Annotated in this window: 26 protein-coding genes and 2 tRNA genes; 13 read left to right on the top strand and 15 right to left on the bottom strand. The window is 51.0% G+C overall.

Features of this window, described 5'->3' with window-relative positions:
• Position 1 precedes the first annotated feature (1 nt).
• The 4 genes from ACZ5OO_RS05335 to ACZ5OO_RS05320 all read left to right on the top strand — a co-directional run bounded on the left by ACZ5OO_RS05335 (position 2) and on the right by ACZ5OO_RS05320 (position 1,984).
• On the top strand, positions 2–568 hold the full coding sequence (locus ACZ5OO_RS05335; protein WP_013266144.1) for a 50S ribosomal protein L5: 567 nt from the start codon (positions 2–4) through the stop codon (positions 566–568).
• Positions 569–578: 10 nt separating this feature from the next.
• A complete protein-coding gene (locus ACZ5OO_RS05330; RefSeq protein WP_048812935.1) occupies positions 579–743 on the top strand; it encodes a 30S ribosomal protein S14 in 165 nt (54 codons plus the stop codon).
• Between the two features lie 11 nt (positions 744–754).
• Positions 755–1,153, top strand: a complete 399-nt coding sequence (locus ACZ5OO_RS05325; protein ID WP_013266142.1) for a 30S ribosomal protein S8 — start codon at positions 755–757, stop codon at positions 1,151–1,153.
• A gap of 129 nt (positions 1,154–1,282) precedes the next feature.
• Positions 1,283–1,984: a DNA polymerase sliding clamp gene (locus tag ACZ5OO_RS05320; RefSeq protein ID WP_238523616.1), complete on the top strand. Its 702-nt coding sequence runs from the start codon at positions 1,283–1,285 to the stop codon at positions 1,982–1,984.
• A gap of 69 nt (positions 1,985–2,053) precedes the next feature.
• Here ACZ5OO_RS05320 and ACZ5OO_RS05315 read toward each other — a convergent pair whose 3' ends face one another.
• The 3 genes from ACZ5OO_RS05315 to ACZ5OO_RS05305 all read right to left on the bottom strand — a co-directional run bounded on the left by ACZ5OO_RS05315 (position 2,054) and on the right by ACZ5OO_RS05305 (position 5,960).
• Positions 2,054–3,217, bottom strand: a complete 1,164-nt coding sequence (locus tag ACZ5OO_RS05315; RefSeq protein ID WP_013266140.1) for a DNA topoisomerase IV subunit A — start codon at positions 3,215–3,217, stop codon at positions 2,054–2,056.
• Position 3,218: 1 nt separating this feature from the next.
• A complete protein-coding gene (locus ACZ5OO_RS05310; protein ID WP_464077996.1) occupies positions 3,219–4,889 on the bottom strand; it encodes a DNA topoisomerase VI subunit B in 1,671 nt (556 codons plus the stop codon).
• A gap of 153 nt (positions 4,890–5,042) precedes the next feature.
• A complete protein-coding gene (locus ACZ5OO_RS05305) occupies positions 5,043–5,960 on the bottom strand; it encodes a deoxyhypusine synthase (protein WP_464078563.1) in 918 nt (305 codons plus the stop codon).
• Positions 5,961–6,192: 232 nt separating this feature from the next.
• Between ACZ5OO_RS05305 and ACZ5OO_RS05300 the strand changes: the two genes are divergently transcribed.
• From ACZ5OO_RS05300 to ACZ5OO_RS05290, 3 genes are read left to right on the top strand one after another with little or no spacing between them, the layout of a single operon-like run.
• Positions 6,193–6,663 (top strand): archaellin/type IV pilin N-terminal domain-containing protein, encoded by a 471-nt coding sequence (locus ACZ5OO_RS05300; protein ID WP_464077995.1) that lies wholly within the window; start codon positions 6,193–6,195, stop codon positions 6,661–6,663.
• Between the two features lie 6 nt (positions 6,664–6,669).
• A complete protein-coding gene (locus tag ACZ5OO_RS05295; protein WP_464077994.1) occupies positions 6,670–8,082 on the top strand; it encodes a type II/IV secretion system ATPase subunit in 1,413 nt (470 codons plus the stop codon).
• Complete coding sequence (locus tag ACZ5OO_RS05290; RefSeq protein ID WP_464077993.1) at positions 8,079–9,473, top strand: hypothetical protein; 1,395 nt, start codon at positions 8,079–8,081, stop codon at positions 9,471–9,473. Before ACZ5OO_RS05295 ends, ACZ5OO_RS05290 begins: the two co-directional genes overlap by 4 nt.
• On the opposite strand, the gene ACZ5OO_RS05285 is transcribed toward ACZ5OO_RS05290, so the two are convergent.
• From ACZ5OO_RS05285 to ACZ5OO_RS05260, 6 genes are all read right to left on the bottom strand, one after another.
• Positions 9,470–9,811: a hypothetical protein gene (locus ACZ5OO_RS05285; RefSeq protein WP_013266134.1), complete on the bottom strand. Its 342-nt coding sequence runs from the start codon at positions 9,809–9,811 to the stop codon at positions 9,470–9,472. The genes ACZ5OO_RS05290 and ACZ5OO_RS05285 overlap by 4 nt on opposite strands.
• Positions 9,812–9,827: 16 nt before the next feature.
• Entirely contained in the window at positions 9,828–10,949 is a 1,122-nt protein-coding gene (locus ACZ5OO_RS05280) for a DUF373 family protein (RefSeq protein WP_464077992.1), read from the bottom strand.
• A gap of 353 nt (positions 10,950–11,302) precedes the next feature.
• Positions 11,303–12,469, bottom strand: a complete 1,167-nt coding sequence (locus tag ACZ5OO_RS05275; protein ID WP_464077991.1) for a hypothetical protein — start codon at positions 12,467–12,469, stop codon at positions 11,303–11,305.
• Entirely contained in the window at positions 12,420–13,010 is a 591-nt protein-coding gene (locus ACZ5OO_RS05270) for a nucleoside-triphosphatase (RefSeq protein ID WP_464077990.1), read from the bottom strand. The genes ACZ5OO_RS05275 and ACZ5OO_RS05270 overlap by 50 nt, the downstream gene beginning before the upstream one ends.
• A complete protein-coding gene (locus ACZ5OO_RS05265; protein ID WP_464077989.1) occupies positions 12,934–13,959 on the bottom strand; it encodes a helix-turn-helix domain-containing protein in 1,026 nt (341 codons plus the stop codon). The genes ACZ5OO_RS05270 and ACZ5OO_RS05265 overlap by 77 nt, the downstream gene beginning before the upstream one ends.
• A 203-nt stretch (positions 13,960–14,162) precedes the next feature.
• Positions 14,163–14,576 carry a transcriptional regulator gene (locus ACZ5OO_RS05260; RefSeq protein ID WP_013266129.1) on the bottom strand — a complete coding sequence of 138 codons (414 nt, stop codon included), beginning with the start codon at positions 14,574–14,576 and terminating at the stop codon, positions 14,163–14,165.
• A 191-nt stretch (positions 14,577–14,767) separates the two neighbouring features.
• Between ACZ5OO_RS05260 and pdo the strand changes: the two genes are divergently transcribed.
• Positions 14,768–15,511: a protein disulfide oxidoreductase gene (gene pdo, locus ACZ5OO_RS05255; RefSeq protein ID WP_013266128.1), complete on the top strand. Its 744-nt coding sequence runs from the start codon at positions 14,768–14,770 to the stop codon at positions 15,509–15,511.
• Here pdo and ACZ5OO_RS05250 read toward each other — a convergent pair.
• Complete coding sequence (locus tag ACZ5OO_RS05250; RefSeq protein WP_464077988.1) at positions 15,500–16,381, bottom strand: hypothetical protein; 882 nt, start codon at positions 16,379–16,381, stop codon at positions 15,500–15,502. The genes pdo and ACZ5OO_RS05250 overlap by 12 nt on opposite strands.
• Before the next feature lie 389 nt (positions 16,382–16,770).
• A tRNA-Leu gene (locus tag ACZ5OO_RS05245) sits at positions 16,771–16,858 on the bottom strand.
• A 133-nt stretch (positions 16,859–16,991) separates the two neighbouring features.
• Between ACZ5OO_RS05245 and secY the strand changes: the two genes are divergently transcribed.
• Positions 16,992–18,359 (top strand): preprotein translocase subunit SecY, encoded by a 1,368-nt coding sequence (secY, locus tag ACZ5OO_RS05240; protein ID WP_048812705.1) that lies wholly within the window; start codon positions 16,992–16,994, stop codon positions 18,357–18,359.
• Positions 18,359–18,985, top strand: a complete 627-nt coding sequence (locus ACZ5OO_RS05235; RefSeq protein WP_048812933.1) for an adenylate kinase — start codon at positions 18,359–18,361, stop codon at positions 18,983–18,985. The genes secY and ACZ5OO_RS05235 overlap by 1 nt, the downstream gene beginning before the upstream one ends.
• A 43-nt stretch (positions 18,986–19,028) precedes the next feature.
• Here the strand turns inward: ACZ5OO_RS05235 and ACZ5OO_RS05230 are convergent, their stop codons facing one another.
• Positions 19,029–19,271, bottom strand: a complete 243-nt coding sequence (locus ACZ5OO_RS05230; protein ID WP_464077987.1) for a hypothetical protein — start codon at positions 19,269–19,271, stop codon at positions 19,029–19,031.
• A 116-nt stretch (positions 19,272–19,387) separates the two neighbouring features.
• Between ACZ5OO_RS05230 and ACZ5OO_RS05225 the strand changes: the two genes are divergently transcribed.
• From ACZ5OO_RS05225 to ACZ5OO_RS05215, 3 genes are all read left to right on the top strand, one after another.
• Entirely contained in the window at positions 19,388–19,771 is a 384-nt protein-coding gene (locus tag ACZ5OO_RS05225) for a hypothetical protein (RefSeq protein WP_464077986.1), read from the top strand.
• A gap of 76 nt (positions 19,772–19,847) precedes the next feature.
• Entirely contained in the window at positions 19,848–20,657 is an 810-nt protein-coding gene (locus tag ACZ5OO_RS05220) for a translation initiation factor IF-2 subunit alpha (RefSeq protein WP_013266122.1), read from the top strand.
• A gap of 11 nt (positions 20,658–20,668) precedes the next feature.
• Positions 20,669–20,842 (top strand): RNA-protein complex protein Nop10, encoded by a 174-nt coding sequence (locus ACZ5OO_RS05215; RefSeq protein WP_013266121.1) that lies wholly within the window; start codon positions 20,669–20,671, stop codon positions 20,840–20,842.
• A gap of 48 nt (positions 20,843–20,890) precedes the next feature.
• Here the strand turns inward: ACZ5OO_RS05215 and ACZ5OO_RS05210 are convergent, their stop codons facing one another.
• From ACZ5OO_RS05210 to ACZ5OO_RS05200, 3 genes are all read right to left on the bottom strand, one after another.
• On the bottom strand, positions 20,891–21,100 hold the full coding sequence (locus ACZ5OO_RS05210; RefSeq protein WP_148217235.1) for a 30S ribosomal protein S27e: 210 nt from the start codon (positions 21,098–21,100) through the stop codon (positions 20,891–20,893).
• Positions 21,101–21,113: 13 nt separating this feature from the next.
• Positions 21,114–21,401, bottom strand: a complete 288-nt coding sequence (locus ACZ5OO_RS05205) for a 50S ribosomal protein L44e (protein WP_013266120.1) — start codon at positions 21,399–21,401, stop codon at positions 21,114–21,116.
• Positions 21,402–21,492: 91 nt separating this feature from the next.
• Positions 21,493–21,568: transfer RNA gene (locus ACZ5OO_RS05200), tRNA-Asn, on the bottom strand.
• Positions 21,569–21,645: the final 77 nt, after the last annotated feature.

Here is a 21,645-nt window from a genome sequence, read left to right as displayed (position 1 = left end):
TATGAGTCAGCAGACCGCTCTCACAGATGACGTTGTAAATAAAGTGCTTTCGGAGTGGCAGAAGAACCCCATGAGAAAGCCCAGGATAGCAAAGGTTACAGTAAACATAGCGTTAGGAAGCAGCGGCGAGAAGCTAGTTAAGGTACAGGGTCTGCTTGAGCAGCTCACAGGACAAAAGCCTACTTTAAGGAAGGCAAAGAAAACAATAAGGGCCTTTGGAATCCACAGGGGAGAGAATATAGCCGTGGCTGTGACCCTTCGTGGTCAAAAGGCCATGGATTTCCTTAAGAGGGCTTTAGAAGCCACAGGCCATAGGATTAAGGCCTCCAGCGTAGATAAGTTCGGAAACGTCTGCTTTGGAATACCTGAGTACATATTGCTACCTGGGGCAAAGTACGACCCTGAGATAGGCATAGTAGGCATGGACGTCTGCCTCACAATAGAAAGGCCAGGCTTCAGGGTTGAGAGGAGAAGGAGGGCCCGCTCATCTATACCTTTAAAGCACAGAGTTAGACCAGAGGAGACTATGGTGCTACTGAACAAGGAGCTCGGGGTTACCTTCGTGTGAGGTGATGGTAATGGGAAAGATAAAGCCGCCTAAGGCTAAGGTGATGGGGAGGGGCGCCCAGAAGTGCCAGAGATGCGGAACTCGCGATGCGGTTATACAGAAGTACGGTCTCTACCTCTGCCGCCAGTGCTTCAGGGAGATAGCTGTAGAGCTTGGGTTTAACAAGTACTCGTGAGGTGATATGGAATGGTGCACGATACTCTTTCGGCTCACCTCTCCGCGATTTATAATGCGGAGCTCAGGGGTCAGAGGGAGGTAATTCTAATGCCAGCATCTAAGCTGACGGTATCCGTGTTGAAAGTGCTGCAGAAGGAAGGGTACATAGGCGACTTTGAGTACATAGACGATGGAAGGTGGGGCAAGTTCAGGGTAACTCTGTTGGGCCATATAAACAAAATTGGCACTATAAGGCCCAGAATGCCTGTCACCTACAGGGAGCTCCTTAGATTGCCTGAGCACTTAAGGAGATACCTGGCCAGCAGGGACCTGGGCTACCTGATAATTTCAACTAGCCAGGGCGTGATGACTCATAAGGATGCCATGCAGAAGCACCTGGGAGGCATACTTATAGCGTATGTCTATTAACGGGTTCGGTATTCTTGTTTTATTCTTTAAAAAGGTCCTACTCTGCACAATAACAGTGGGAGCTTGGATATGGCGTCTCTCAGAGCCGTTTACCCTGAAGGCAATCGTCTTAAACGTATAGTATCAGCAATGGCTAAAGTTAGCGACGAGGCAACGTTTGACTTTGCCCAGAATGAAGTTGTATTCTGGCTCTTCAGCCCAGATAAGACCGTTTTGGCTGTGGCAAAGTTAGAGCCTTCAGCTTTCGAGGAGTACTCTTTAGACAGCGAGGTCAAACTGTCAGTTAATGTAAGTGAGATGAATAGGGTAGTGAGAAGGGCTACCAGAAATGATGCAGTTGCCATGCAGTATGAGACAGGAGCTCCTGGGCTCACAGTCGAACTGCAAGACAGGAAGACCTCCTTTTCCAGGTCCTTCCTAATAACGGCCTCTGAGTCCACGGAGGAGTCCCTAAGGGAAATAAACATGAGCCCCACGGCAAGGGTAGTTATGAGCGCTGATGACCTTGAGACACTGGTGACTGACGCTAAGAGCGTGGGCGATGTAGTAGAGTTGCACGCGTCCGATGGCAAACTAGAGGTGACAGCGTCCGCCGAGGGCAAGAGTTACAGGTGGCTAATGTCGCAGGGAGCGCCGCTTCAGGAGCTCAGCGCAGAGGCTGAGACTAAGGCTTCCTACAGCGCTAAGTCCCTCTACTCATCTCTTAGGCCAATCATGTCAATCGCTGAGAGCGTGCAGCTGGAGTTCTCAACTGACTACCCGCTCAAGGTTACGATTAACCTCTCCGGGCCCGAGCAGATGATAATATACATAGCGCCCGTTCAGGGATGAAACGCTTCATGTAATTGCTGTAAATTGTAAAAGAAAAGGAGAGTAACTTAAAGCATAAACTCAGGAGGGCTACTCTATCCAGTCATGGGTCTGTATTTTCTCTGGCAAGTACTGGAAGGCGAGGAACTTAAGCCCCTTGCTTGCCATAGCCTCTATCTCTAGCTTGGCCTTCTTATCAAGGAACATATCTATTTCCCTCTTCCATAAGGGCGTGCGGAACCACGAGTAATTCATTAGTTCCTTGGCCCTCCTTATGTCAAGGTCTTTGGCCTTAATTATATAGTTTCTCCTCTCCTCCTCAGTCAGATATGGCTTCTTTCTTCCATAGCCAAAAATGTCGCTCATAGAGACGCCGAGGAACTTCGCCTTGGGTGTGGCTAACCTTTCGCTTTCATAACTTAACTGAATGCTCCCAACCTTGAAGACGCTATATATGTACCATCCATATGGGTCGCTGTCTGTAAGCACATAAACGGGCAGGCCTAGTTCTTCGTTGAGCCTTCTCACGAACCTCCTGGTGGCTCTGTCTGGCTGGCCGGCGCCAGTAACTAGTATTGACTTATACTTCTGCCAAAAGCCGACCCTGTGAAGCTGCTGGAAAACTGCGTCCTTCTCAACGACTAGGACAAACTCGGCGTCGACATCAAGGAACTCTATAAGGTCCGGCGTGGACTCTATGGCGTATGCGCCATGTCCAAGCTTAGAAAGGTCTATAATATCGTTTCCGCTCCTTATCCTCATGTTGCCAACTACTTTGCCCTTCTCCTTGCTCAGAATCATGAGGTCCTCTCTTAGTAAGCCAAGCATAACCTCTAAGTCCCTAAGCGCTGCATCGCTCTCCGCTTGCTCATCCCAGGTATTTTCTTCTCTATGCCTCCCATCAAGGTCGTGAAATACTATGGTGTGCTTGCCCCTGTAGTAAAGATCTCTTATGGTGGGGTACTCATTCTCTATGAGCGCTCTGTAGATGTTGGCCGCCATCACAAGCGTCTGCATAAACCTCCTGGACTCGTTCATATCAAGGAACTTCCTTTCAAGTTTTGAGACGCCGAGCTTTAGTATGCCCTTCTCAACGTCAAAAACTGTATTAGCAAGCGTCCTCTTAGGTATCACCAGCTTAGGGTCGGCGCCCTTCTCCAATGAGCTTAGCAAATTCAAAAAGGTCTTGTAGATTATTTCGGCGCCTTTCTTTCGGGCCTCAATGTCTATTCTATCCTGAGTTGGGGCTGACACTTTAGCTCACCTCCTGTATGGAGACCCCTTTTATAACTCTCTCAACTATGAGCCTTGGATCCTCCTGTCTCCCGTCAATCTTGGGCATCTCTATGGACGCTGCCACCTTAGATATAAGCAGCTCCATAACTTTGGGTTCCAGCTCCCTGTACCTGTTCGGATCCTCTGGTGGCGAGCTCAGTATTGCTAGGCTCCTGGCTACCTCGGGTATATATTTGGCTATGCTCACTATCTTCTCCTTTGCGAGCTCCTCACGCGCTTTGCGCGATATGTAAATCCTGAGGCTCCTGGCCACTTCATGAATGCCGTTTCTGATCTCGCTCTCAAGCTCAGGTATCTCGCTTATGCTCTCCTTTCCTACGCCCTTATATGGAACCTTGGTACTTGCCACATGCACAAGTACTGCCAGCTGATAAGGCTCCTGAACGCCATACCTGCTCCAGTCAATGTTAGTTAAGACCTTATATGACACGTCCTCCTTCTCTTCATAAAGTAAAGGTATCTTGTTGGCAAATCTGAGCAGTATAGGCTCCTCCTGGGGCTGTATTGCGCCTCCATATGCGATGCCGACCTCGACTATGAATGGGTGGCCCTGGTAGGCCCTGGCGGGCCTCGTCACAGCCTTGACCCATTCCGGCTTAAACATCCTGGTGAGCCCGAGCTCTATAAGCTCTTCACCTATAGGGCTCAGATAATCGCTTCTAGGCCCCTTAAAGCCCCTGTAGTTTCTCAGAGCTGTTACCAACGCCTCGAGGTCCTTTAGCTTCTCTTTTTTAAGGAGAGTCTTGGGGTTGATATCAGGTTTCAGGCCTACGTGCCTCAGGAACTCGGTGGCCGTTTTGTCGCCGATGCCTTGGAACTCCTCCTTTAGGAAGTCCAGCAAGGTCTCAGCCTGTGTAGACATAAGCATACTCCTGACCTGCTCTAGGTCAACTCCATGAGGATGAGGCTTGGCCTCTCTCGGCGGTTTGGGCATTTTCTTGGTGGCTCTCGGGAAGAAGTATATTTCACCCTCAGGGGTCACAAGCCAGAGCTCTGCGTAGGGCGCTATTATGGCAGTGCGCCTTACATATTCGATTATCTTTGGCTTAGCCCTAGTCCAGTCGCCCTCGACTATAGCTGACGCTATAGTGCCGTGCCATGAACTTCTCTTGTCTAGCTGCCCGTCCTCAACAACCATGGGCTCGTTCTTCTTGATATCAATCTTTATATTCTGATAATATACGAAGTTGCTGTCCTCTTGCGAGCTAACGACCGTTATAGGTCTGCCTGTGGTGGTCTGGGAGTAAAGCACTACAGCTTTGACTCCTAGGCCATACATACCTCTGGTCTGCCTTATCACATACTTACTGCTGAAGAGCACCTTACCGAAAGCTTGAGCCATCACAGTCTTTGGCACGCCTATGCCGTTATCTTCGACGCTGACCTCGTACCTGGCTGGCCTTTCCTCGTTCTCAGGCTCCACCTCCTTTATGTATATTTTTACCTCTGGCAGTATTCCATGAGAGTCAGTGGCGTCAAGCGCATTTTCGACTAGCTCCCTGACGGTCTGGTAAAGGGCTCTGGTAGGGTTTGAGAAGCCGGCTAGCTCCTTGTTTTTAGAGAAAAACTCTGCCACGCTTATCTCCGAGAACTTCTCCTTGGCGTTATCTATGGTGTTTTCCTCAGCCAAGCCTCATCCCCTTTTACTTTGTTTACCTAATTTTTAGAGGCGCTTAGCTCAGAAATTAGTGCTACCCCGTAGCTTTAAACATTTTCACATAACAGCAAGTGTTAGCGTAGATGCTAAACTAATAAGGTGCTCAGAAACTAGTAAAATGTAGTATCATTCTTGGTCCGAAGTCTCTGGCGGCTTAGCGTTGGCCAAGAGGTAAGCCGCCAGGAGGGGCAGCGCTATAGTGGCATCCGCATAGACTATGACTTTGTCGGCTTCAGGCTTTACTTTGCCCCACGTTATGGCCTCTCTGGGCATGGCACCGCTTAGGCTTCCGTCCCACTCAACGGCCGTAGTTATGTAAACTACATAGTCAAGGCCCTCCCTAAACTGGCTCCACCAGATGGTGTGGTGTTTACTTATGCCTCCGCCTATTATAAGCGCTGAGGCCTTGCCATGGGTTCCGAAGAACAGGTCCGAGAGCCTCTGCATGTCCCTGAAGTAGTTTATCTTTATCTTAACCCCCCTCTGGCTCTCGAAGAAGAGGTCTGTCCCAAAAGCGCCGTCAGGCCATCCTGGGACGAATACGTCAGCGCCGGTATCATGTGCTGCCTTAAGGAAACTGCTCTCATCGTTTATCATCTCGCCTGCCAGCTTTAGGAGCTCATACATGCCCCACTCCTCCTTAAGCGCTGAAGCCCTGGCGGCTAGGGATCTGACGAACTGCTCCACCTTAGGTCCATAGTCGTCAACCTTTATGTAAATGTTGCCCAGCCTGTGAATTCCATGTCTTGCTAGGTCGACGTCATCCCCTTCAAAGTACCCTTTTGAGTAAGCCCCACCCATGGCCCTCGCTATATCATGGTCCAGGGCGCCGCACGTGGTCATAATTACATTGAAAAGCCTGGCCCTTATGAGCTGCGTTATTATACCTCTAAGGCCTGTTGACACCAAGTTGCCCGTAAATGAGATGACTCTTAGGTTCGACTCGCTAAGTCCCTTAGCAAGTATTTGCGCCGCCCTCCACACGTGACCGGCCATGAAGCCGTATTCCTCCCCGTACAAATCAATTAGGTCCTTCAGTGGCATGTTAGGATCAACTCTTATGTCCTTAACAGGCTCTAGCTTCACGTTCTCACCAGGCCCTGCTGGAGAAGGGCAGGGAATATAGGGATAGCTGACCTCCTCCCGCCTGAAGGGACGTTTATTGTCCTGCAATTCTGTCAAGTCACAAGGCTTGGAGTTTATTAGCATTTGCATCTGAAACGCCATTGATCGTTGCCTTGCCTAGTTCCCTATAGGAGGCTGGGAGGTGATGTTGGTGAGCAGGCAGAGGAGGTCCCTTTCAAATATAATCGGAGCCGTTATACTAATAGCGGCCACTATAGTCGGAGGTCTTATGGTTTATTCGTATTTCCAAAGGTCCATGAACGCATTTATGAGCATGGGCAGCGGAGTCACCGTTGAAGCTTCAGCAACCCCTACGGGCAGCGGTGCGCTGCTCTACGTCAAGATTATAAATAACGAGCCACTGCAAATAACTATCAAGAACTTGGTTCTGGTGCTTTCTAACGGAAACCAGGAGGATGTTTATATAGAGGGCAGCCCCAACAGCGGATATAGTATATCAACAAGTGCGCCGACTTCTCAGGGCGTCACTATAAACCCTGGTGGCGAAATTATTGCTGTAGGGAATGTAAATCTGACCTCAACCGTCGAGAGCGTCTACCTATTGTATGAGATGAACAACCAGGTCTACTACACGAGCCCTGTGAGCGTCACTGCAGGCTGAGTCGCCATGATGGGGCTTCTCTCTAGGCTTAGGGGGGCCCTTCATAGGCCCTCCTACTATTCTCATGAGGAGGAGCTTCAGGCCGTGGCTGACCATGACGGGGAGGGAAAGAGCCCGCCCTCGTGGAGCGTCGTTTCCCACTACAGAATAGGGCCCGTGGAGTACTTCCTCTACAGGGGAGGTGATGGAGTACCCAGACTTATGGTAAGGGAACCCGAGCCCATAGATCATGACAGGCTTGTTTATGTGGCCACAGGCCTTACTAAGCCCAGGGACGATCGCGAGAGTTACCTGGCCGAAAAGTACAGGAGCGGCTATGGTAAGATATACCCGCTGATGCTGGATCCCCACATAGAGGAGATATCATATACGGGTTCGACTAAGAATGTAATAGTCATACATAAGGAGGTGCCCTCGCGCTGGGTCCTCACGGACATAAAGTTGACGGATGAAGAGGCTAACGGAATAGTAGTCGAACTCGCAAGAAAGGCCGGCAAGAGCGTGAGTATAGTCTCTCCTTATGCCGAAGGGTTAACAGTGGAGGGCCACAGGATATCGGTCTCGTTTATGAACGAGATGAGCAGGTTCGGAAGCAGCTTCGTTATAAGGAAGTACCCTCAGAAGCCCTTTACAATAGCCGACCTATTGGCTAACAAGACCATAGATCCCGTTGCTGCCGCTTACCTCTGGCTCATAGCAGAAGCTCAGGGCTTCATAATAGTCAGCGGCGCCATGGGGGCCGGAAAAACTACCGTGCTTCAATCAATTATCAGCACGCTGCCGCCTTACTCCAAGGTAGTCACGATAGAGGACACGCCAGAGTTGGTGGTCACAGGCCCCCTGTGGGACTCCCTAGTTACAAGGCCGAGAACCCCTGGTGAGGAGGTTGAGGAGATAACACTTGAGGACCTTCTGAAGTTCGCCCTCAGGAGGCGCGCGGACTACGTGGTAGTGGGGGAGGTCAGGGGCAGGGAAGGCAAACTGTTGGCTCAGGCTGCGGCCAGCGGGTATGGAGCCATGACTACGCTTCACAGTGACTCGCCTCAGGGGGTTATAATGAGGCTTAGCATGGAGCCTATAGCGCTGCCGCCCCTCTTCCTAAGCTCCATAAAGTCCATAGTGCAAGTCAAACGCCTTCAGGCCACTGGGGGCCGCGCAGTTAGGAGGGTCACCGAAATAGCCGAGGTTGAGAATGGTAACAGCGTCATCATTTATAGATATGGAGAGGTAGGTATCAGCGACATAGTTGAAAGAAGCCGGGAGCTTGAGTGGGCAGCGGAGAAGCTGGGCATAGGTGATATAAAGGAGGAAATGGAAGCCAGGGCTAAGTTTCTCGAATCAGTTGCAGGTAGATCCCCAGAGGAGCTGCGCGCCGAGCTAGCCAAGTTCTACATATCACATTACGGTGATATGATATGATGGGCAGGAGGCTCAATGATCCCAGGATCTACGGCCCTCTGGTGACAACGCTTAACGCAATTGACGCTATATCGCCTATACTTGCAGTGGCGTTTTTCATAGCTGCCGGGGCGTCATATGTCGCTCTTCATGTGCACTACTTGCTGATACTGGTCCTAGCCTCTCTGGGAGTCATAGTCTTCTTCCTTCCAGAGCTTAGCAGGAGGCTGCTGGCCTCCCTTCTCGGCTCGGGAATTAATGACGAGATGCCTTCGTTGCTAGCAGTAATGATACCATACGTTGCCTCCTCGCGTGACCTCTCCGCGGTGCTTGTAACCGCCTCCGAAAGCCTAGGCCTTAAGTTCAGCAGGGTAGAGACAAGGAGATTGAGTTATCTCCTGGCAGCGGGTTATGATGAGAGAAGGGCGCTTAGGATACTTGCCGACACGACGCCAAGTTCAAGGTTAAGGGAAGTCATTAGGGAACTGCTGACGGTTGAAGAGATGGGGCTCTCACGGCTTAGGGCCGCGGTGAACCTATACGCAAGAACTATGGATGCCGTCAAGTCTACTTGGCAGAGCTACGCAAAGTTGGGCGAGACCATAACTGAAGCCATGACTACACTTATAGTTTCAGCCGCCGTGTTGCTTCCATTATCGCTGTTTGGAAGTTCTAACCTTCTAATACCTCTGGCAGTACTTATGATGGTCCTGTCGCCAAGCCTTGCAATGCTGCTGGCCCTCCTCAGGCCTAAGCTCGGAGAGCCTGAAGGTGGCTGGTGGGTTGCCGGCCTGACTATAGGCTCGGCTGTTGCAGCTTCGCTGATAATGTTCCTGGGGAGATACCTTGCAGCGTTGATCATCCTTACCCTGGCTACCATAGTATCTGAGGCATCGTGGGCAAGGCTTTCCAAAAGGTTCGCGGAGTCCCTCAGGCTCCTGAGGGAAGCGTCGGAGAGAGCAAGGCTAGGGCTGCCCTTCGCTGACGTGCTCTCAAGGGCCTCCATGCTTGGTAAGTCCATAATCAACGCAATAGTGAGCTCCGATAAGGTCGCTGGCCGTGTTGGAATAGGCCCGGCGCTGCAAAGCTTCGTTGACATATTCTACGAGTCCCTGAGAAGTTTGAAGTCGCTGCAGGTAGAAGCCTACATATTGATGGGGATCTCTGCCGTAGCGCCAGCTATCTCCCTCGTGGGAGTCTATGCGCTGGTAAACTACATAGCTTCATCTTCCCTAAGTTCTATGCTAACCAACACCCTCTCGGTTCAATATGCAGCTAGGCTACTTATGGCCATGTCCCCCCTCTCCACGCTCCCAGCGGCGTCGCTTCACCGCGGCAGAAGAATGTCGCCAGCCGCCTCGTTGGTCTCAGCTACACTATCGCTTCTGGTAGTGCGTTTCATAACTCTCTAAGAAAGCTGCCTCACCACGCGTGCCTCATAATAGGTCACGCCGCCGCTCTCATCTACTATGGCTAATATCGGTTCATGGGCATCTGCCGCTGCCCTCTGGCTCCACCTAACTATGTCCATGAGTTTGACGTAGTTCCCTTCGCTTAATATCAGGACTTCAGCTATCCTGTTATCTGTCATGTTGTAGAGCAGGGTCCTAGGCCTAGGTCCCACGGTAACCTTTTTCCCCCTTCTCCTGAGGTCAAAGTACACGATGAAGGTCTCAAGATCTAAGTGGAGGTCCTCTATCATCTTTATGGCCTTCTGCCAGTCCTTATCATTAACTATAACCTGGTACACAGCGTTATAAGGGTCATCAGGAGGGTTCGTGGGACTTCACCCTGACCCCTATCTCTATCAGGGCCGCTATAGCAGCGCCTGTTAATGCGTATACTAAGAAGCCGCTGCCTATCAGGATGCTATAGACGTAGCTGCCGTTTAAGGTGCTGGGCAATGGCGTGGAGGCTATGGATAGCCCCATGTAATAGAGGCCTGCTGCGAGCATTATCAGCACTGATATCACCTGTGCCTCCCTGTATAGCCTGAAGTTTCTGCGGGATACTTTGAAGAAGACGCTAGCTATAATTACATATATAACCATGCCTATGATAAGCGTGGTAACGTCATAGGACACAACATATCCAACCTTATCTGTCAAGGGTGCCGCGCTTCTACTTAAAATATAGGCGCCGTAAGCGCTTATTGCTACGCTAATGGCCAGAGTTCCGAGGCCAGCTAACTGGAAGACGCTTCCCTCGCGAACCCTGACGGCGGTCGTCTTTAGGTATTCCCATAGCTGCGACTCCAGGTTAAAGCCCTTAACTACCATGAAGAAGCCAAGCAGCGCCGCCATAATCTTAAGTGAGAGCAGCAGGTAGCCAAAGATGGTTAGAAGCCCAAATACTAAGAGCAGCAGGCCAGGAAGTCCTAGGAAGTACTTTGAGTACCTGGGGTCGTTAAGGGCCTTTCTAATGTACCTGGCTAAAAGTATGTAACTTCCTTCAACGCCAAGGCTTTGTTCCACTATGACCTGTTTCACGCCAGCTATCGGGCCCACATCCCGGAGTATTTGCGCCATAAAGAGCTCGTCCAGGCCATCACCGACCACGTAAAGCTCGTAGTTGCCAGGGGATTTGGAGATAGCCTGCTGGACTCTGGCCTTAATTAAGCTTTGGGCCAAGAGGGCGTTCTTTGGATGGCCGCCCACAACAATGATTTCAGGATTCCTACCGTCGGCCTCCATCTCTTTATAAAGGTTAAGTCCAACAAACATCGCGTTGGAGTCTGGGTCTTCGGGCCTTAGTATGGCGAACTGCGTGGCGGCGTCCACAACGTTCTTATAGCCCATAACCAGTGACCTGCCTAAAGTAGCGCCTATGTCGTCATCTTCATCTATAACTACTATCAGCGGCCTTCTGGCGTCACTCTTGAGATCCATCGCTTATCTCTTCTCATTTCTGAACCAAAGGGGGAAGCTATTAGGCTTTCGCGCTTGGTGTAAGGCTCCCCTGTGCTTAGAGCTTGTCCTTCATAGTGGCTAACAGTTGCCTTTAACAACTATTAGCCGCCCGACCTCATCGCTTACCTCCTGCGGTGTCTACAGGGCTGGCACCCTCGAGGACGCGGACCCCATTAGGCGACTCTTCGCCCCGCTACTGCTCGCGCTTCAACGAGTGATCTTCAACAGGATATTAGCACATTTTATAAACTGTGGTCTGTGCGCTGCTTCAGCCTTAAGAGGAATTAAAAGAGTCGGATAAATAAATAGTTACTTAGAGGTGCTGTAGACCGCTAGCTTGACTTACAAGCTTCCAGTATGGCGTCGGGTGGCGCGTCAGTCCTAAATCCTATGGGGCTCAGATGAGTTCTAGAGAACCTATACCCCTGTGATGTTAATCTGGCCCTTATTACACTTAGGGCGGGCATGTTATGTTTAGCTTCAGAGCACAGCTCGTCCAGCCTCTGGTGGGGGAACTCCTGAAGGCTTAGCTCCTCCTCTATCAGACTTAATACCTTAAACGCATCTGCGTAACATCCCTGGTATTCATACTTGCGTGCCTTCGCATCGTTGAGCATCCTGTCCACTATCTCCTTGTCCCAGAGGGGGCCTGTCCATATGGGTCCGTAGCACGAGTCTGAGGGAAGACCATTTTGCATTAAAGCTACGCCATTTTTGACGCGAATGCAGCCCATGTTATTTTCCAACGACCTATATGCTTTCTGGGAGCCCTTATCGAATGTCACAAATACCCTAGCGTAGTGGCCGACGCTTACTGAGAAGAGAGGCCTCACTGCTTTGTCATGCGATGCCGCCTCCCTAGCTATGAAGCCTAGAAGAACCCTCAGTGCAACCTCGCGGTAACCCCTGGTAGGCCCTGGGGGGTTGTCAAGCCAGTACTTCCTTTTAGCGGCCAATCTCTTAGAGCCTCCCAGGACTGCGAGGTCTGTCGCGGTGGCTGCAAGGACTCCACCTCTAGATGCCACGGAAATTGCAGCGCTGATAAAAGGTGCAGGGCTTCCGAAGGGGTCTAGGTCAACTATATCATAGGCCCCTCCGAGCTCGTGACTTATGGTGTAGAGTAGGGCATTGGCGTCCCTGTTAGATGCTACAGCTCTATCTCCGAGCGAGTTAAGATTAATATTAGCCTTTATGAGCTTTAGGGCCTCCTCGTCAATGTCATTCAGCACAGCCCTCTCGAGGCCTCCTACTTCGAGCAGATACCTTAAACCCCTGACGCCGGTGCCTGCGAGCACGTCTATGGCGCTCCTAAGCGGGGACCTTTCAGCAGCATAAGCGTTCAGGAACTGAACCGAGAGGTCCCTGTTCAGTTCCATGCTAGGGTTGTAGAATACTTGAAGCCATGCAGGCTCTAGGCTTCCTCTGAGCGGATCTACTGCAGGCCTCGTATCAGGTATGTACAGCAGCGCCTTTCCTTCCCTTATCACTGCAAGCTTCATTAGCCAACCACCTTGCAAGCTCAGGGGCCCTCCTTATGTATTCATTCCTGTTATTTTCATCTAGGCGTATTAGTATACCCTGAGTTAAGGCGGAGAAGAGCTCTGGGAACCGATCCCTGAGCCTGTAGTGGAAAGTTACTATGAGAGGCTTAGGGGGCTGCATAATAAGCTTAGTAAGGGCCTGTGATAAAGATCTTAAGCTAAGCTCCATAGGGCCTACTTCGTCTATTATAATTATGTCGCTAGATTTAATGCTGTCCTCTAATATTGAGAGCACCTTGCCCTCCGCCGCAGGGTCTACGTAATATCTTCCGACTCTCAGCCCCTGGGGCGCGGGCGTCACGCTTGCTAGGAGTACAGATCTCGAGCCGTCCACGCTCTTTACCAGAAACCCCCTCCTGACCCCTCCTTCCCGTAGCTCTGGTGTCGTGAACCCGCCCAGGGAACAGCCCATGCTAACTAGCTCACTTGCTATTGTCTGAGCCAGTGTCGTCTTTCCTATTCCTGGCCTTCCAGTTATGGCTATCAGTTTTTTCTGCAATCTTCCCACCTATGAAGTCTATGAACTCCTCTAGAGTGAAGACCTTTTCGGGCTCATTAAGCTCTTTGGCCAGCTCCCTAAGGCTTGGCTCCACAACCACGAAGCCTTCACCTTTGATTGACTTCGCCATTCTTAACATGTTTGTCACTTTATCATTAAAGTCCTTAGGTTTTTCGCCGCCGTGCGATATAGTTACTAGGGCCCTAAGGTTACTGCCGGAGAGGCATATATCAAGCGGCGCTCTCCTCGCGTGGCAAACGTCAAGCATAAGCCCCCTGAGCCTTCTAACCATCTCTACCTCCATCTGATCGTCGAAGTCCGTTCCATGAGACGGCTTGGAGCCAGACAGTATTTCCTCTGAAGGATCAAATATGTCTATGCTAGCAACTATGTCCTCTCCAAGCTCATTTATCAGCCTCTCAGCCACGTCAAGAGTTGGCTTTATGCTGCCCCTCTCATAGTCATAGATGGCCTTTCTAGAAACCTTGGCCAACCTAGCCATGGTGCCAAGGCTATAACCCTTCAGCTCCCTCTTTTGCCTTAACTTTTCACCATTAACTTTTACTTTAAAGTTGTCCCTATCCTCATATATTACTGGCAGGTCGCCCTCAAGAGAGTTAATCAAGGTCTCGACACTGATTACCTTAGAACCCTCGTAATCATACACTACGCCGTCGACTAACTTAATATCTCCCTTGCGTTCAGCCACTATGAAAGAGTTCACCTTCAGCGTTGATGAAAGTCCTTTGAGTTCCTCCCTCTCGCTTTTGCCTATTAGGCTGGTGCTATATGCGAGTTTAACAAGAATCACCCTGCTTTCTTTATTCTTAAGTGCAAGGTCCACAGTCCTTTTTAACTGGTTTCTGGGGTAGTTGAGCGCTATAACGTCCCCTACTTCCGCTAGCAGATATAATGACCTGTTTACGAACTCCCTGGAGGCCTCGTACATAGCCTGCCGCACTCTTGGTGACGGCTATATATTAGTTTAACAATTCGCGAGTTTTAAAGGTGTTATTCAACCAAACTTGCACTAAGATAATTGACGCCGCCTGATAGCCTAAGCTTTTAAGTTGACCTCAGCGGTTACAGCTGGCGTTCAAGAAGTAAGTTGTGCAGGGAGGGCAGCTAGTAAGTGGTACGTGTGGATACGTGTTAAGCGTGCAGTTGCTCAGGCTTTTTCATGGTAAGGTAATGACATCCATACATCTGGGCAACTTCGTTGACGGAGCTACAAATAGCACAAGTTATGTTCTGGAATCTTTCGGAGCTCTTAGCGTCAGAAGAGTATGCTAAAATTATCATTGCTGCTTCCCTTATCTTCTCAGCCTTGGCCTTGTCGTTAAGTATTTTGGCCATGTATTTTTCGCCGCGCCTTCCCTCTATGTAGTTTGAGACCGCGGCGGGCGTGAGGCCAAGGAGTCTAGCGGCCTCGTATTTAGATAATTTAAACTCGTTGACCAGCACATATGCTATGGACGCCCTAATTGACGGCATGACCTCCTTGGCCGCCACTTCGCAGGGCTGGCGTATGGGCAGCGGCTGTTGCAGGTGCTGCTTCACCTTCATGATCCCGCTAGGTATGCGGCTTAACTAAGGCTAAAAATGTGAGCTATGTACGTCATCTAATTCGCTCTAGGCCCGTTTAGTACTAGTTAAGGGAAGCTAACGTCTTGGACAGGCCTTGGTTACAGCGCACTAAACTAAACTAGTGCTTAAAAAGCTCCTAGTAAGATACCTAAGTAGTTTGGTGTGCGTCAATGGCCGGAAGGTACTTTGATGTGGAGCTCGACGAGGAGCTAATAAAGGAGCTGAAGGACACGCTAGCATACATGGTATCGCCAGTAACCGTGGACCTGTTCATAGATGATGCCTCACGCTGCGAGACCTGCGAGGACGCGTACAAGCTTGTTAAGACCATAGCCGACGCCTCGCCCGTTCGCGATGGCAAGAAGATGCTCCAGCTGAGGGTCTTCAGCAAGTCCAAGCCTGAGGATCTTGAAGAGTTCAAAAGGCAGAACGTTGAGAGGGTCCCTACCGTAACACTGCTGGGCGGCGTAATAAGGTACACAGGAACCCCTGCAGGCGAGGAGATAAGGGGCTTCATAGAGACGATAATGAGGATTAGCGAGGGCGAGAGCGGTCTCGACCCCGAAACGAAGAAGCAGCTGGCCTCTCTCAAGGGCTCAGTGCACATAGAGACCGTCGTAACCCCGTCGTGCCCCTACTGCCCCTACGCCGCGTTACTCGCTAACATGTTTGCCTATGAGTCCTGGAAGCAGAACAACCCCAAGGTAATTTCAGATACAGTAGAGGCCTACGAGAACATGGACATAGCAGAAAAGTATGGAGTTATGAGCGTCCCAGCCATAGCTCTGAACGGCGTCATGTCATTCATAGGCGTGCCCTATGAGGAGGACTTCATAAACTACGTGGTGGCTGCGGCTGAGAACAGGCTAGACCAGCTGGTGCCCAAGACAGAGGGAGAAGCCTCAGGGATGTGAGGGAACTCCAAGGGTTAGCGTGACGAAGCAGTAGCACCCCCTGGGGGCTGGAACCCTAAGGAGGCCCGCGGGGCTCTTTTCTAAGGGGTAACATCCTATAGAGGAGCAAACGCTTCCCTCCACAACTTCTCTATTTAGTCTGGCCTCAAGTTCTGAGTCGTAGCGAGTGGGGTTAATTACAACAAAGCCCATTTTCTTTGAATCAGGGGCAAGGTCGTAGATCACGGCTGATGAGGAGCCCGAACTCACAAAGCCTGGGGAGGCGCTCCACTGTAGGTAGCCCACAGTTAGCTGCAGTAGTTGCCTTATGGCCTGCGGCTCATCCCCCTCGCCTATGTATGTAACTCCTTGAAGCTCTAGGTTAACGTAACCCTCCCTAAACTCAACCCTAATCGGGGAGCTTGAAGAGATGGACAAGGGTCTCGGCTGCCTTAACACTACGCTGTTGGCTTCTATGGCATCCCCGGGCCTGTAAACATCCTCAAAGTAAGCAAAGGGGTAGAGAACCGAAGCCTTAATGTCGTAACGCGAAGTGTCAACCCTTAAGGCAAGCTTAGATGAATGAGCCAGAGGGAGCACCAGGACATTATCAGTGAGGCGGGCTAAGAGGAAGTCACTAGCCTTGAGAACTCTAATAACATCAATGCCAAGGACCTCTGCCTTAGAAGGGAGCACTAAGCTAAAGGGCTGTAACGACACTTTAGGCTCTGTCACAGGGCCCTCCTTAGATCTAAGGGACTCTAAGTCTAAGACCTCAAGCACCTTAAGCCTTGACCATCTGGTGCCATTAATAGCTGCTAAGGCCACTGGGCTTAAGTCGCTGCCATAGAGTGGTACAACGTCTTTAACGTCCCAGGAGAAGGGGTTCATATAAATATTGTCGCGCTCTAACTTGTGCAGTACCAGGGGGCGCATATAGAAGCTCAGTGGTTTAGGAGAGGCTGGTAGTTCTGACTCCAGGCTGCCCCTGTTTACAATAACCTCGTAAAGGCCACAGCAGGACCACCTTAGGTTTAATCCCCTAGGGCCCTCGACAGACTTTATGCCTGCGTTGTTTAAGATCGCCGGGAGGGAAGGTATTCTAAGGTCATCATAATTAATGAATTTCTTATCCCTAAACTGCGTTGAAAGCTCGAGCCACCCTAAGGGATCGAAGCCCTCATGCAAACACTACAGCCCGTGAAGTCCACTTGAAGGCTGATAGCATTAAAATTATTTCTGTTTAAGGGGGCCCTGCAGAATGCCCTTTTTCTAACTTATGGTGCGGGGGGTGGGCTTCGAACCCACGCAGGCCTACGCCAACGGGTTCTGAGCCCGTCCCCTTTGACCAGGCTCGGGCACCCCCGCACCATCTTCCTAGCTATTGTCGGGTTTCTTAAAGGTTTGCGCGGCGCTCCGCACGTAAAAGGCTTGCAAGGCAATCGCTTCGTAAAGCATTTTAAGCGTTCTGACAGCGACGCGCTGGGAAGAGGGACTCTAATTGGGAGTGCTTGACGCCTTATCCAATATCTCGGAGTACCTGCCAACGGTATCAAAGCCCTCGCAGAAGTTAAGCTTGACCAGGAGACTTGCCTGGACAGGTATAGTGTTGGTTCTATACCTTATAATGAGCAACATACCCCTTTACGGCGTGCCAGTGAGCCCTACGGCAGCCACAACTATAACTCTTGAGAACATAATCTTCGCAAGCAGCGTTGGAACTCTGATGCAGCTGGGCATAGGACCCATAGTTACGGCTGGCCTCATACTTGAGGTGCTGGCCGGCGCTAAACTAATAGACATAGACCTCACGAACCCTGATGATCAGGTCAAATTCACAGGAGCCATGAAGACGCTGGCAGTCTTGTTCGCCGTTGCTGAGGCGCTGGTAGTCACCCTCAGCGGGATGTTCTGGCCCGCTGGGACTCCCGTGTCCCCAGTGGTTAAGGCACTAGTGGTAGTTCAGCTGGTGGCCGCCAGCTACATAGTGATATTGATGGACGAGGCCCTTCAAAAGGGCTGGGGGCTGGGGAGCGCCATAAGCCTCTTCATATTAGCTATGGTAGCTCAGACAGTGGTCTGGGACATATTTGGATTTGTCCCGAGGCTGGCGCTGGACTTTGGAGTAGTCCCGGCCCTCATTTATGACAGGGACCCATTCATAGTGCTTACAAGGGCTAACGGCTTCCCTGACGTAACAGGCCTGCTGGCCACGTTTGCAATAGTTATATTGCTCGTCTACCTTCAGGCCATGATGGTTGAGATACCTGTAACATCATCGCAGCTCAGGGGCATAAGGACTAAGGTGCCGCTTCAGTTCATCTACGTGACCAACATACCGGTGCTCCTCTTGGCAATTTTAGTGGCTGACCTCCAGCTCTTTGAGGCACCCCTGGCGAGGTTCTTCGGCATTAGCTCGCTGGTCTATAAGGTCTACAGCGGCATAGTCTTCTACCTGTCGCCGCCCAATGGGCTTGTGGAGACGGTGCTAGACCCCCTGAGGTCCGTGGTCTTCGCTATATCGTGGATGTTGCTCTCGGTAGCCTTTGGTTATGTATGGGTCGAAGTGGCGGGCCTTAACCCTAGCTCGCAGGCTGAGTCCCTGATAAAGGGAGGTCTCGAGATACCCGGTATGAGAAGGAACCCCAGGGTATTGGAGAGCGTGCTTGCAAGGTATATATATCCCTTAACGTCGCTCAGTAGCCTGATAGTAGGTGCCATAGCTGTGGTCGCGGCGTTCTTCGGAGCCTACGGCGGCGGCGTCGGCCTTCTGCTCGCGGTGGGCATAGTCTACCAGTACTACTCGATAATAACGTATGAGAGAGCCCTCGAGGCCTATCCACTGATAAGGAAGTTGGTGGGCGAGTGATGCCTGCGAGCGGGGTCAAGCGAAACCCCTTCAAGGTTATTGTAGTCACAGGAGTCCCCGGAGTAGGTAAGACTACAGTTCTCTCCCTGCTTCAGGAAAAAGCCAAGGAGAGGGGGCTCAGACTCAGGGTGCTGAACTTTGGCGATTTCATGCTAGACAACGCTGTTAGGAAGGGCTTAATAAAGAACAGGGACCAGATAAGGTACCTCAGCTTCAGAGAGCAGTTGGAACTTCAAGATATCGCGGCCTCCTCAATTATTGAGGAGGCCGGCAGCGACCTCAAAGAGGGGGATTACCTGATAGTAGACACCCATGCTATAATTAAGACCCCTTTGGGCTATTTACCGGGCCTTCCAAGCAACGTAATTAACAGCCTCAGGCCTGATATGATAGTCGTTATAGAGGCGGACCCAAAGGAAATAGTTGCAAGGCAGCAGCGTGACGCTACGAGGTACAGGTCGGACTTTGGCGGGGAGGAGGGCGTTCGTCAGCTAATGGATATAGCCAGGTCAGCAGCCATGGCCAGCGCCGTTCAGGCCGGATCCCTGCTGACGATAATTATTAACCGCGAGGGCAGGGCCTCCGAGGCTGCGGAGCAGCTGCTTAATGCTATATCCAAGCTTTAGCGGCCCCACTAGTGCAACATCACGTCTTGCACAACCTGCGTTATTAGTCTAGCTCGCTGTAATCATCATATGCGGTCTCCAGGTATTTTACCAGAAAGTCAAAGGCCTCCTCTAGCCTTAAAGACTTCAGATAGACCTCATATGCCTGCGAGAAGGCGCGCGCTAGCTCCCTCTGGCCCTCCCTGTTTTTTGACATCTCGTCTAAGACGGCCTCTAGCTCCGGCCTTCTTCTCTTTAGCATCTCAATTAACTTCCTAGCTACGGCGTCAGGTGATGCCGGGGGCAATTTGCTTCTCCTGCTGGGTCCTGTGGAACCTGAGGCGCGGACTAATAAAGCTAAAGGAGGCCGATAAGTCAAGAACTTTATATTAAAAGGCCTTGCACAGCTAGCCTGAGGGATTAATGTCAGCAGAGAGAGCCAAGCTAAAACTTAATGGTGATACTATCATCGCGGAATGCTCAGGAAAATCTAAGGAAATAAGGCTTCCCAAGGAAGTGGCCGCCTTGATAGCAACCTCTCCTTGGATGCTAAGACTGGTAGAAAGCCTTTGCAGCGACTCTAAGTTCAGGAAGAGGCTCACCAGCAGTGGCGCCTTGGAAAGCCTGTTCCTTCTCATCTACGCCATGTCAGAAGGCCTCCCCCCTTACAGGGCAGCTAAACGGCTAGGGGTCTCGCATGAAAGGCTTTACAGGCTGAGGAGGGGTCTCGAGAAGGACGGGCTATACGCTCAGGTTAAAGCCTTCATAGAAATAAACGCGAACGCCAGGAAAAGAGAGTCGGCATAGTCAATATGGCTTTAAGGAGGCTAATAGCTTAAGTTCACGCAACTATGGAAATATATGGAGAAGGAGGAGAGAGTAGATGCCCCTGCTAAACAGGAGGCAGCTGCCTGACGTAGGGGAGGTCGTTGTAGGTACTGTGAAGGAGCTTCACGACTATGGGGCCTACTTAGAGCTTGACGAGTTTAACGGCCTTAGGGCGTTCCTTCCATGGGTTGAGGTCTCTAGTCGCTCGTTTAAATCAATAGACGACGTGATTAAAGTTAACGAGCGGGTCGCAGTCAAGGTAATAAGGGTTAACAGGGCCAAGGGCCAAGTAGACGTTAGCCTGAAGAAGGTCACAGACGATGAGCGCAGAAAGAAGATGACGTGGTGGAAGAGAACTCAAAAGGCCGTAAACATAATACTGATGATAGCGAAGGAGCTGAAGAAGGCCGAGAAGCAAGCATACGCAGAAGTCATATGGAGGCTTGAGGACAAGTATGGTGATGTCATGACAGCGTTAGAGATGGCCGCTACCGAGGGTGAGCAGCCTCTGGCCGCAGCTGGCGTGCCCGAGGAGTGGCTAAAGCCGTTGGCCGAGGCAGCCAAGAAGTACGTTGAAGTTAAGAAGGTTAAAGTGAGCCTACTGGCTACAGTTAAGAGTTTGAGCCCCGACGGCATAGAAAAGATAAAGGCAGTGCTCAAGTCCGCAGAGGAGGCCGTTGCTTCTAAGGGGGATAGCTCCGTATCAGTAAAGATATATGCCATCGGAGCCCCAAGGTATAGAATAGACCTCATGGGAGTCGACTACAAGGAGCTTGAGCAGCTAGCTCAAGGCCTGGAGGAGGTAATGTCTAGAGCAGCGAAGGAGCTAGGCGTCGAGTTCTCGTTGGAGAGACTCCGCGAGTAAGGGGCTTGAAAATGAGGTGGCTTCTAAGGAGATGCTCGGTATGCGGCAGGTACACGCTAAGTACTGACAGGTGCCCCTACTGCGGGGGCGCCTTAAGGGTGCCCCACCCGCCGAGGTTCTCCCCTGACGATAAGTATGTGAAATACAGGTACATGCTAAGAACTATGAGCAATTCAGGGGAATAGTAGTATTTTTAATAAATATTAGCAAGGCGCGCTGTAGTAAGGAGCCGCTTATGCCAATACGCTTTCTACTTTGCCCAGGATCTTTGCCTTGCCTCCCGTGGGTCTGACTAGAAGGGTTCCGCACGTGAGGCAGCGTACGGGGAACGTGGCGTGGCTGAATACCACCTGCTTATGGCCGCAGTTAGGGCAGACTACTAACAAGAACCTGCTCCTGGGCTCGGGAACTAGTATCTTTCTCCTCGGGACTCCCGCGATCATAGACATAAAGGGCTCACCTCATGACCTCGGTGAGCTCTATCTTCTTGAGCCTTATACCGAGTATGTGCCTCTTATAGCCGCATTTTGTACAGGTAATGAGCAGCACGACCTTCTTAGTGGTCTTTGCGAACCTCTTCTGCTCGGGCTTCCTCTTGCTGCCGTAGCCCTCGTTCTTCCTTAGATACCTTCTCTGGCCCTCCGAAAGGGTCCTTCTCTTGCCGGCCTTGTAAATGGCCACTGTGTGCTCTGTGTGCGTCTTGCAGCGTGGGCAATAGGTTCTTATGGTCTTTGGGAACTTCACGCGCAGCACCTAGGCCTACAGCTGCTTAAAGCGGCTTTTAACCGTTTCGTGACGTTCAAAGGTCAAGTGAGAGGACTTCAGGGGTAAATAATGGCGCCGGGGGAGGGATTCGAACCCTCGACCGCCCGGTTAACAGCCGGGCGCTCTACCAGCTGAGCTACCCCGGCCCAGAGGAGAGCAGTTAAGGCGACTTGTTTTAAACTCTTAGCCTCTAAAGCTCATGAAGTGTACTAATGCTAGTAAG

Source organism: Acidilobus aceticus (genome assembly GCF_055392325.1).
The sequence above is the reverse complement of the archived record's forward strand: the minus strand, read 5'-3'. Positions and strand labels throughout refer to the sequence as shown.

Bases quoted from the DNA above. Each gene is read 5' to 3' on its own strand.
- ACZ5OO_RS05335 (WP_013266144.1), top strand. From the start codon at position 2: ATGAGTCAGCAGACCGCTCTCACAGATGACGTTGTAAATAAAGTGCTT.
- ACZ5OO_RS05330 (WP_048812935.1), top strand. From the start codon at position 579: ATGGGAAAGATAAAGCCGCCTAAGGCTAAGGTGATGGGGAGGGGCGCC.
- ACZ5OO_RS05325 (WP_013266142.1), top strand. From the start codon at position 755: ATGGTGCACGATACTCTTTCGGCTCACCTCTCCGCGATTTATAATGCG.
- ACZ5OO_RS05320 (WP_238523616.1), top strand. From the start codon at position 1,283: ATGGCTAAAGTTAGCGACGAGGCAACGTTTGACTTTGCCCAGAATGAA.
- ACZ5OO_RS05305 (WP_464078563.1), bottom strand. From the start codon at position 5,960: ATGCCACTGAAGGACCTAATTGATTTGTACGGGGAGGAATACGGCTTC.
- ACZ5OO_RS05295 (WP_464077994.1), top strand. From the start codon at position 6,670: ATGATGGGGCTTCTCTCTAGGCTTAGGGGGGCCCTTCATAGGCCCTCC.
- ACZ5OO_RS05290 (WP_464077993.1), top strand. From the start codon at position 8,079: ATGATGGGCAGGAGGCTCAATGATCCCAGGATCTACGGCCCTCTGGTG.
- ACZ5OO_RS05280 (WP_464077992.1), bottom strand. From the start codon at position 10,949: ATGGATCTCAAGAGTGACGCCAGAAGGCCGCTGATAGTAGTTATAGAT.
- ACZ5OO_RS05275 (WP_464077991.1), bottom strand. From the start codon at position 12,469: ATGAAGCTTGCAGTGATAAGGGAAGGAAAGGCGCTGCTGTACATACCT.
- ACZ5OO_RS05265 (WP_464077989.1), bottom strand. From the start codon at position 13,959: ATGTACGAGGCCTCCAGGGAGTTCGTAAACAGGTCATTATATCTGCTA.
- ACZ5OO_RS05260 (WP_013266129.1), bottom strand. From the start codon at position 14,576: ATGAAGGTGAAGCAGCACCTGCAACAGCCGCTGCCCATACGCCAGCCC.
- pdo (WP_013266128.1), top strand. From the start codon at position 14,768: ATGGCCGGAAGGTACTTTGATGTGGAGCTCGACGAGGAGCTAATAAAG.
- ACZ5OO_RS05250 (WP_464077988.1), bottom strand. From the start codon at position 16,381: ATGAACCCCTTCTCCTGGGACGTTAAAGACGTTGTACCACTCTATGGC.
- ACZ5OO_RS05235 (WP_048812933.1), top strand. From the start codon at position 18,359: ATGCCTGCGAGCGGGGTCAAGCGAAACCCCTTCAAGGTTATTGTAGTC.
- ACZ5OO_RS05225 (WP_464077986.1), top strand. From the start codon at position 19,388: ATGTCAGCAGAGAGAGCCAAGCTAAAACTTAATGGTGATACTATCATC.
- ACZ5OO_RS05220 (WP_013266122.1), top strand. From the start codon at position 19,848: ATGCCCCTGCTAAACAGGAGGCAGCTGCCTGACGTAGGGGAGGTCGTT.
- ACZ5OO_RS05215 (WP_013266121.1), top strand. From the start codon at position 20,669: ATGAGGTGGCTTCTAAGGAGATGCTCGGTATGCGGCAGGTACACGCTA.
- ACZ5OO_RS05210 (WP_148217235.1), bottom strand. From the start codon at position 21,100: ATGATCGCGGGAGTCCCGAGGAGAAAGATACTAGTTCCCGAGCCCAGG.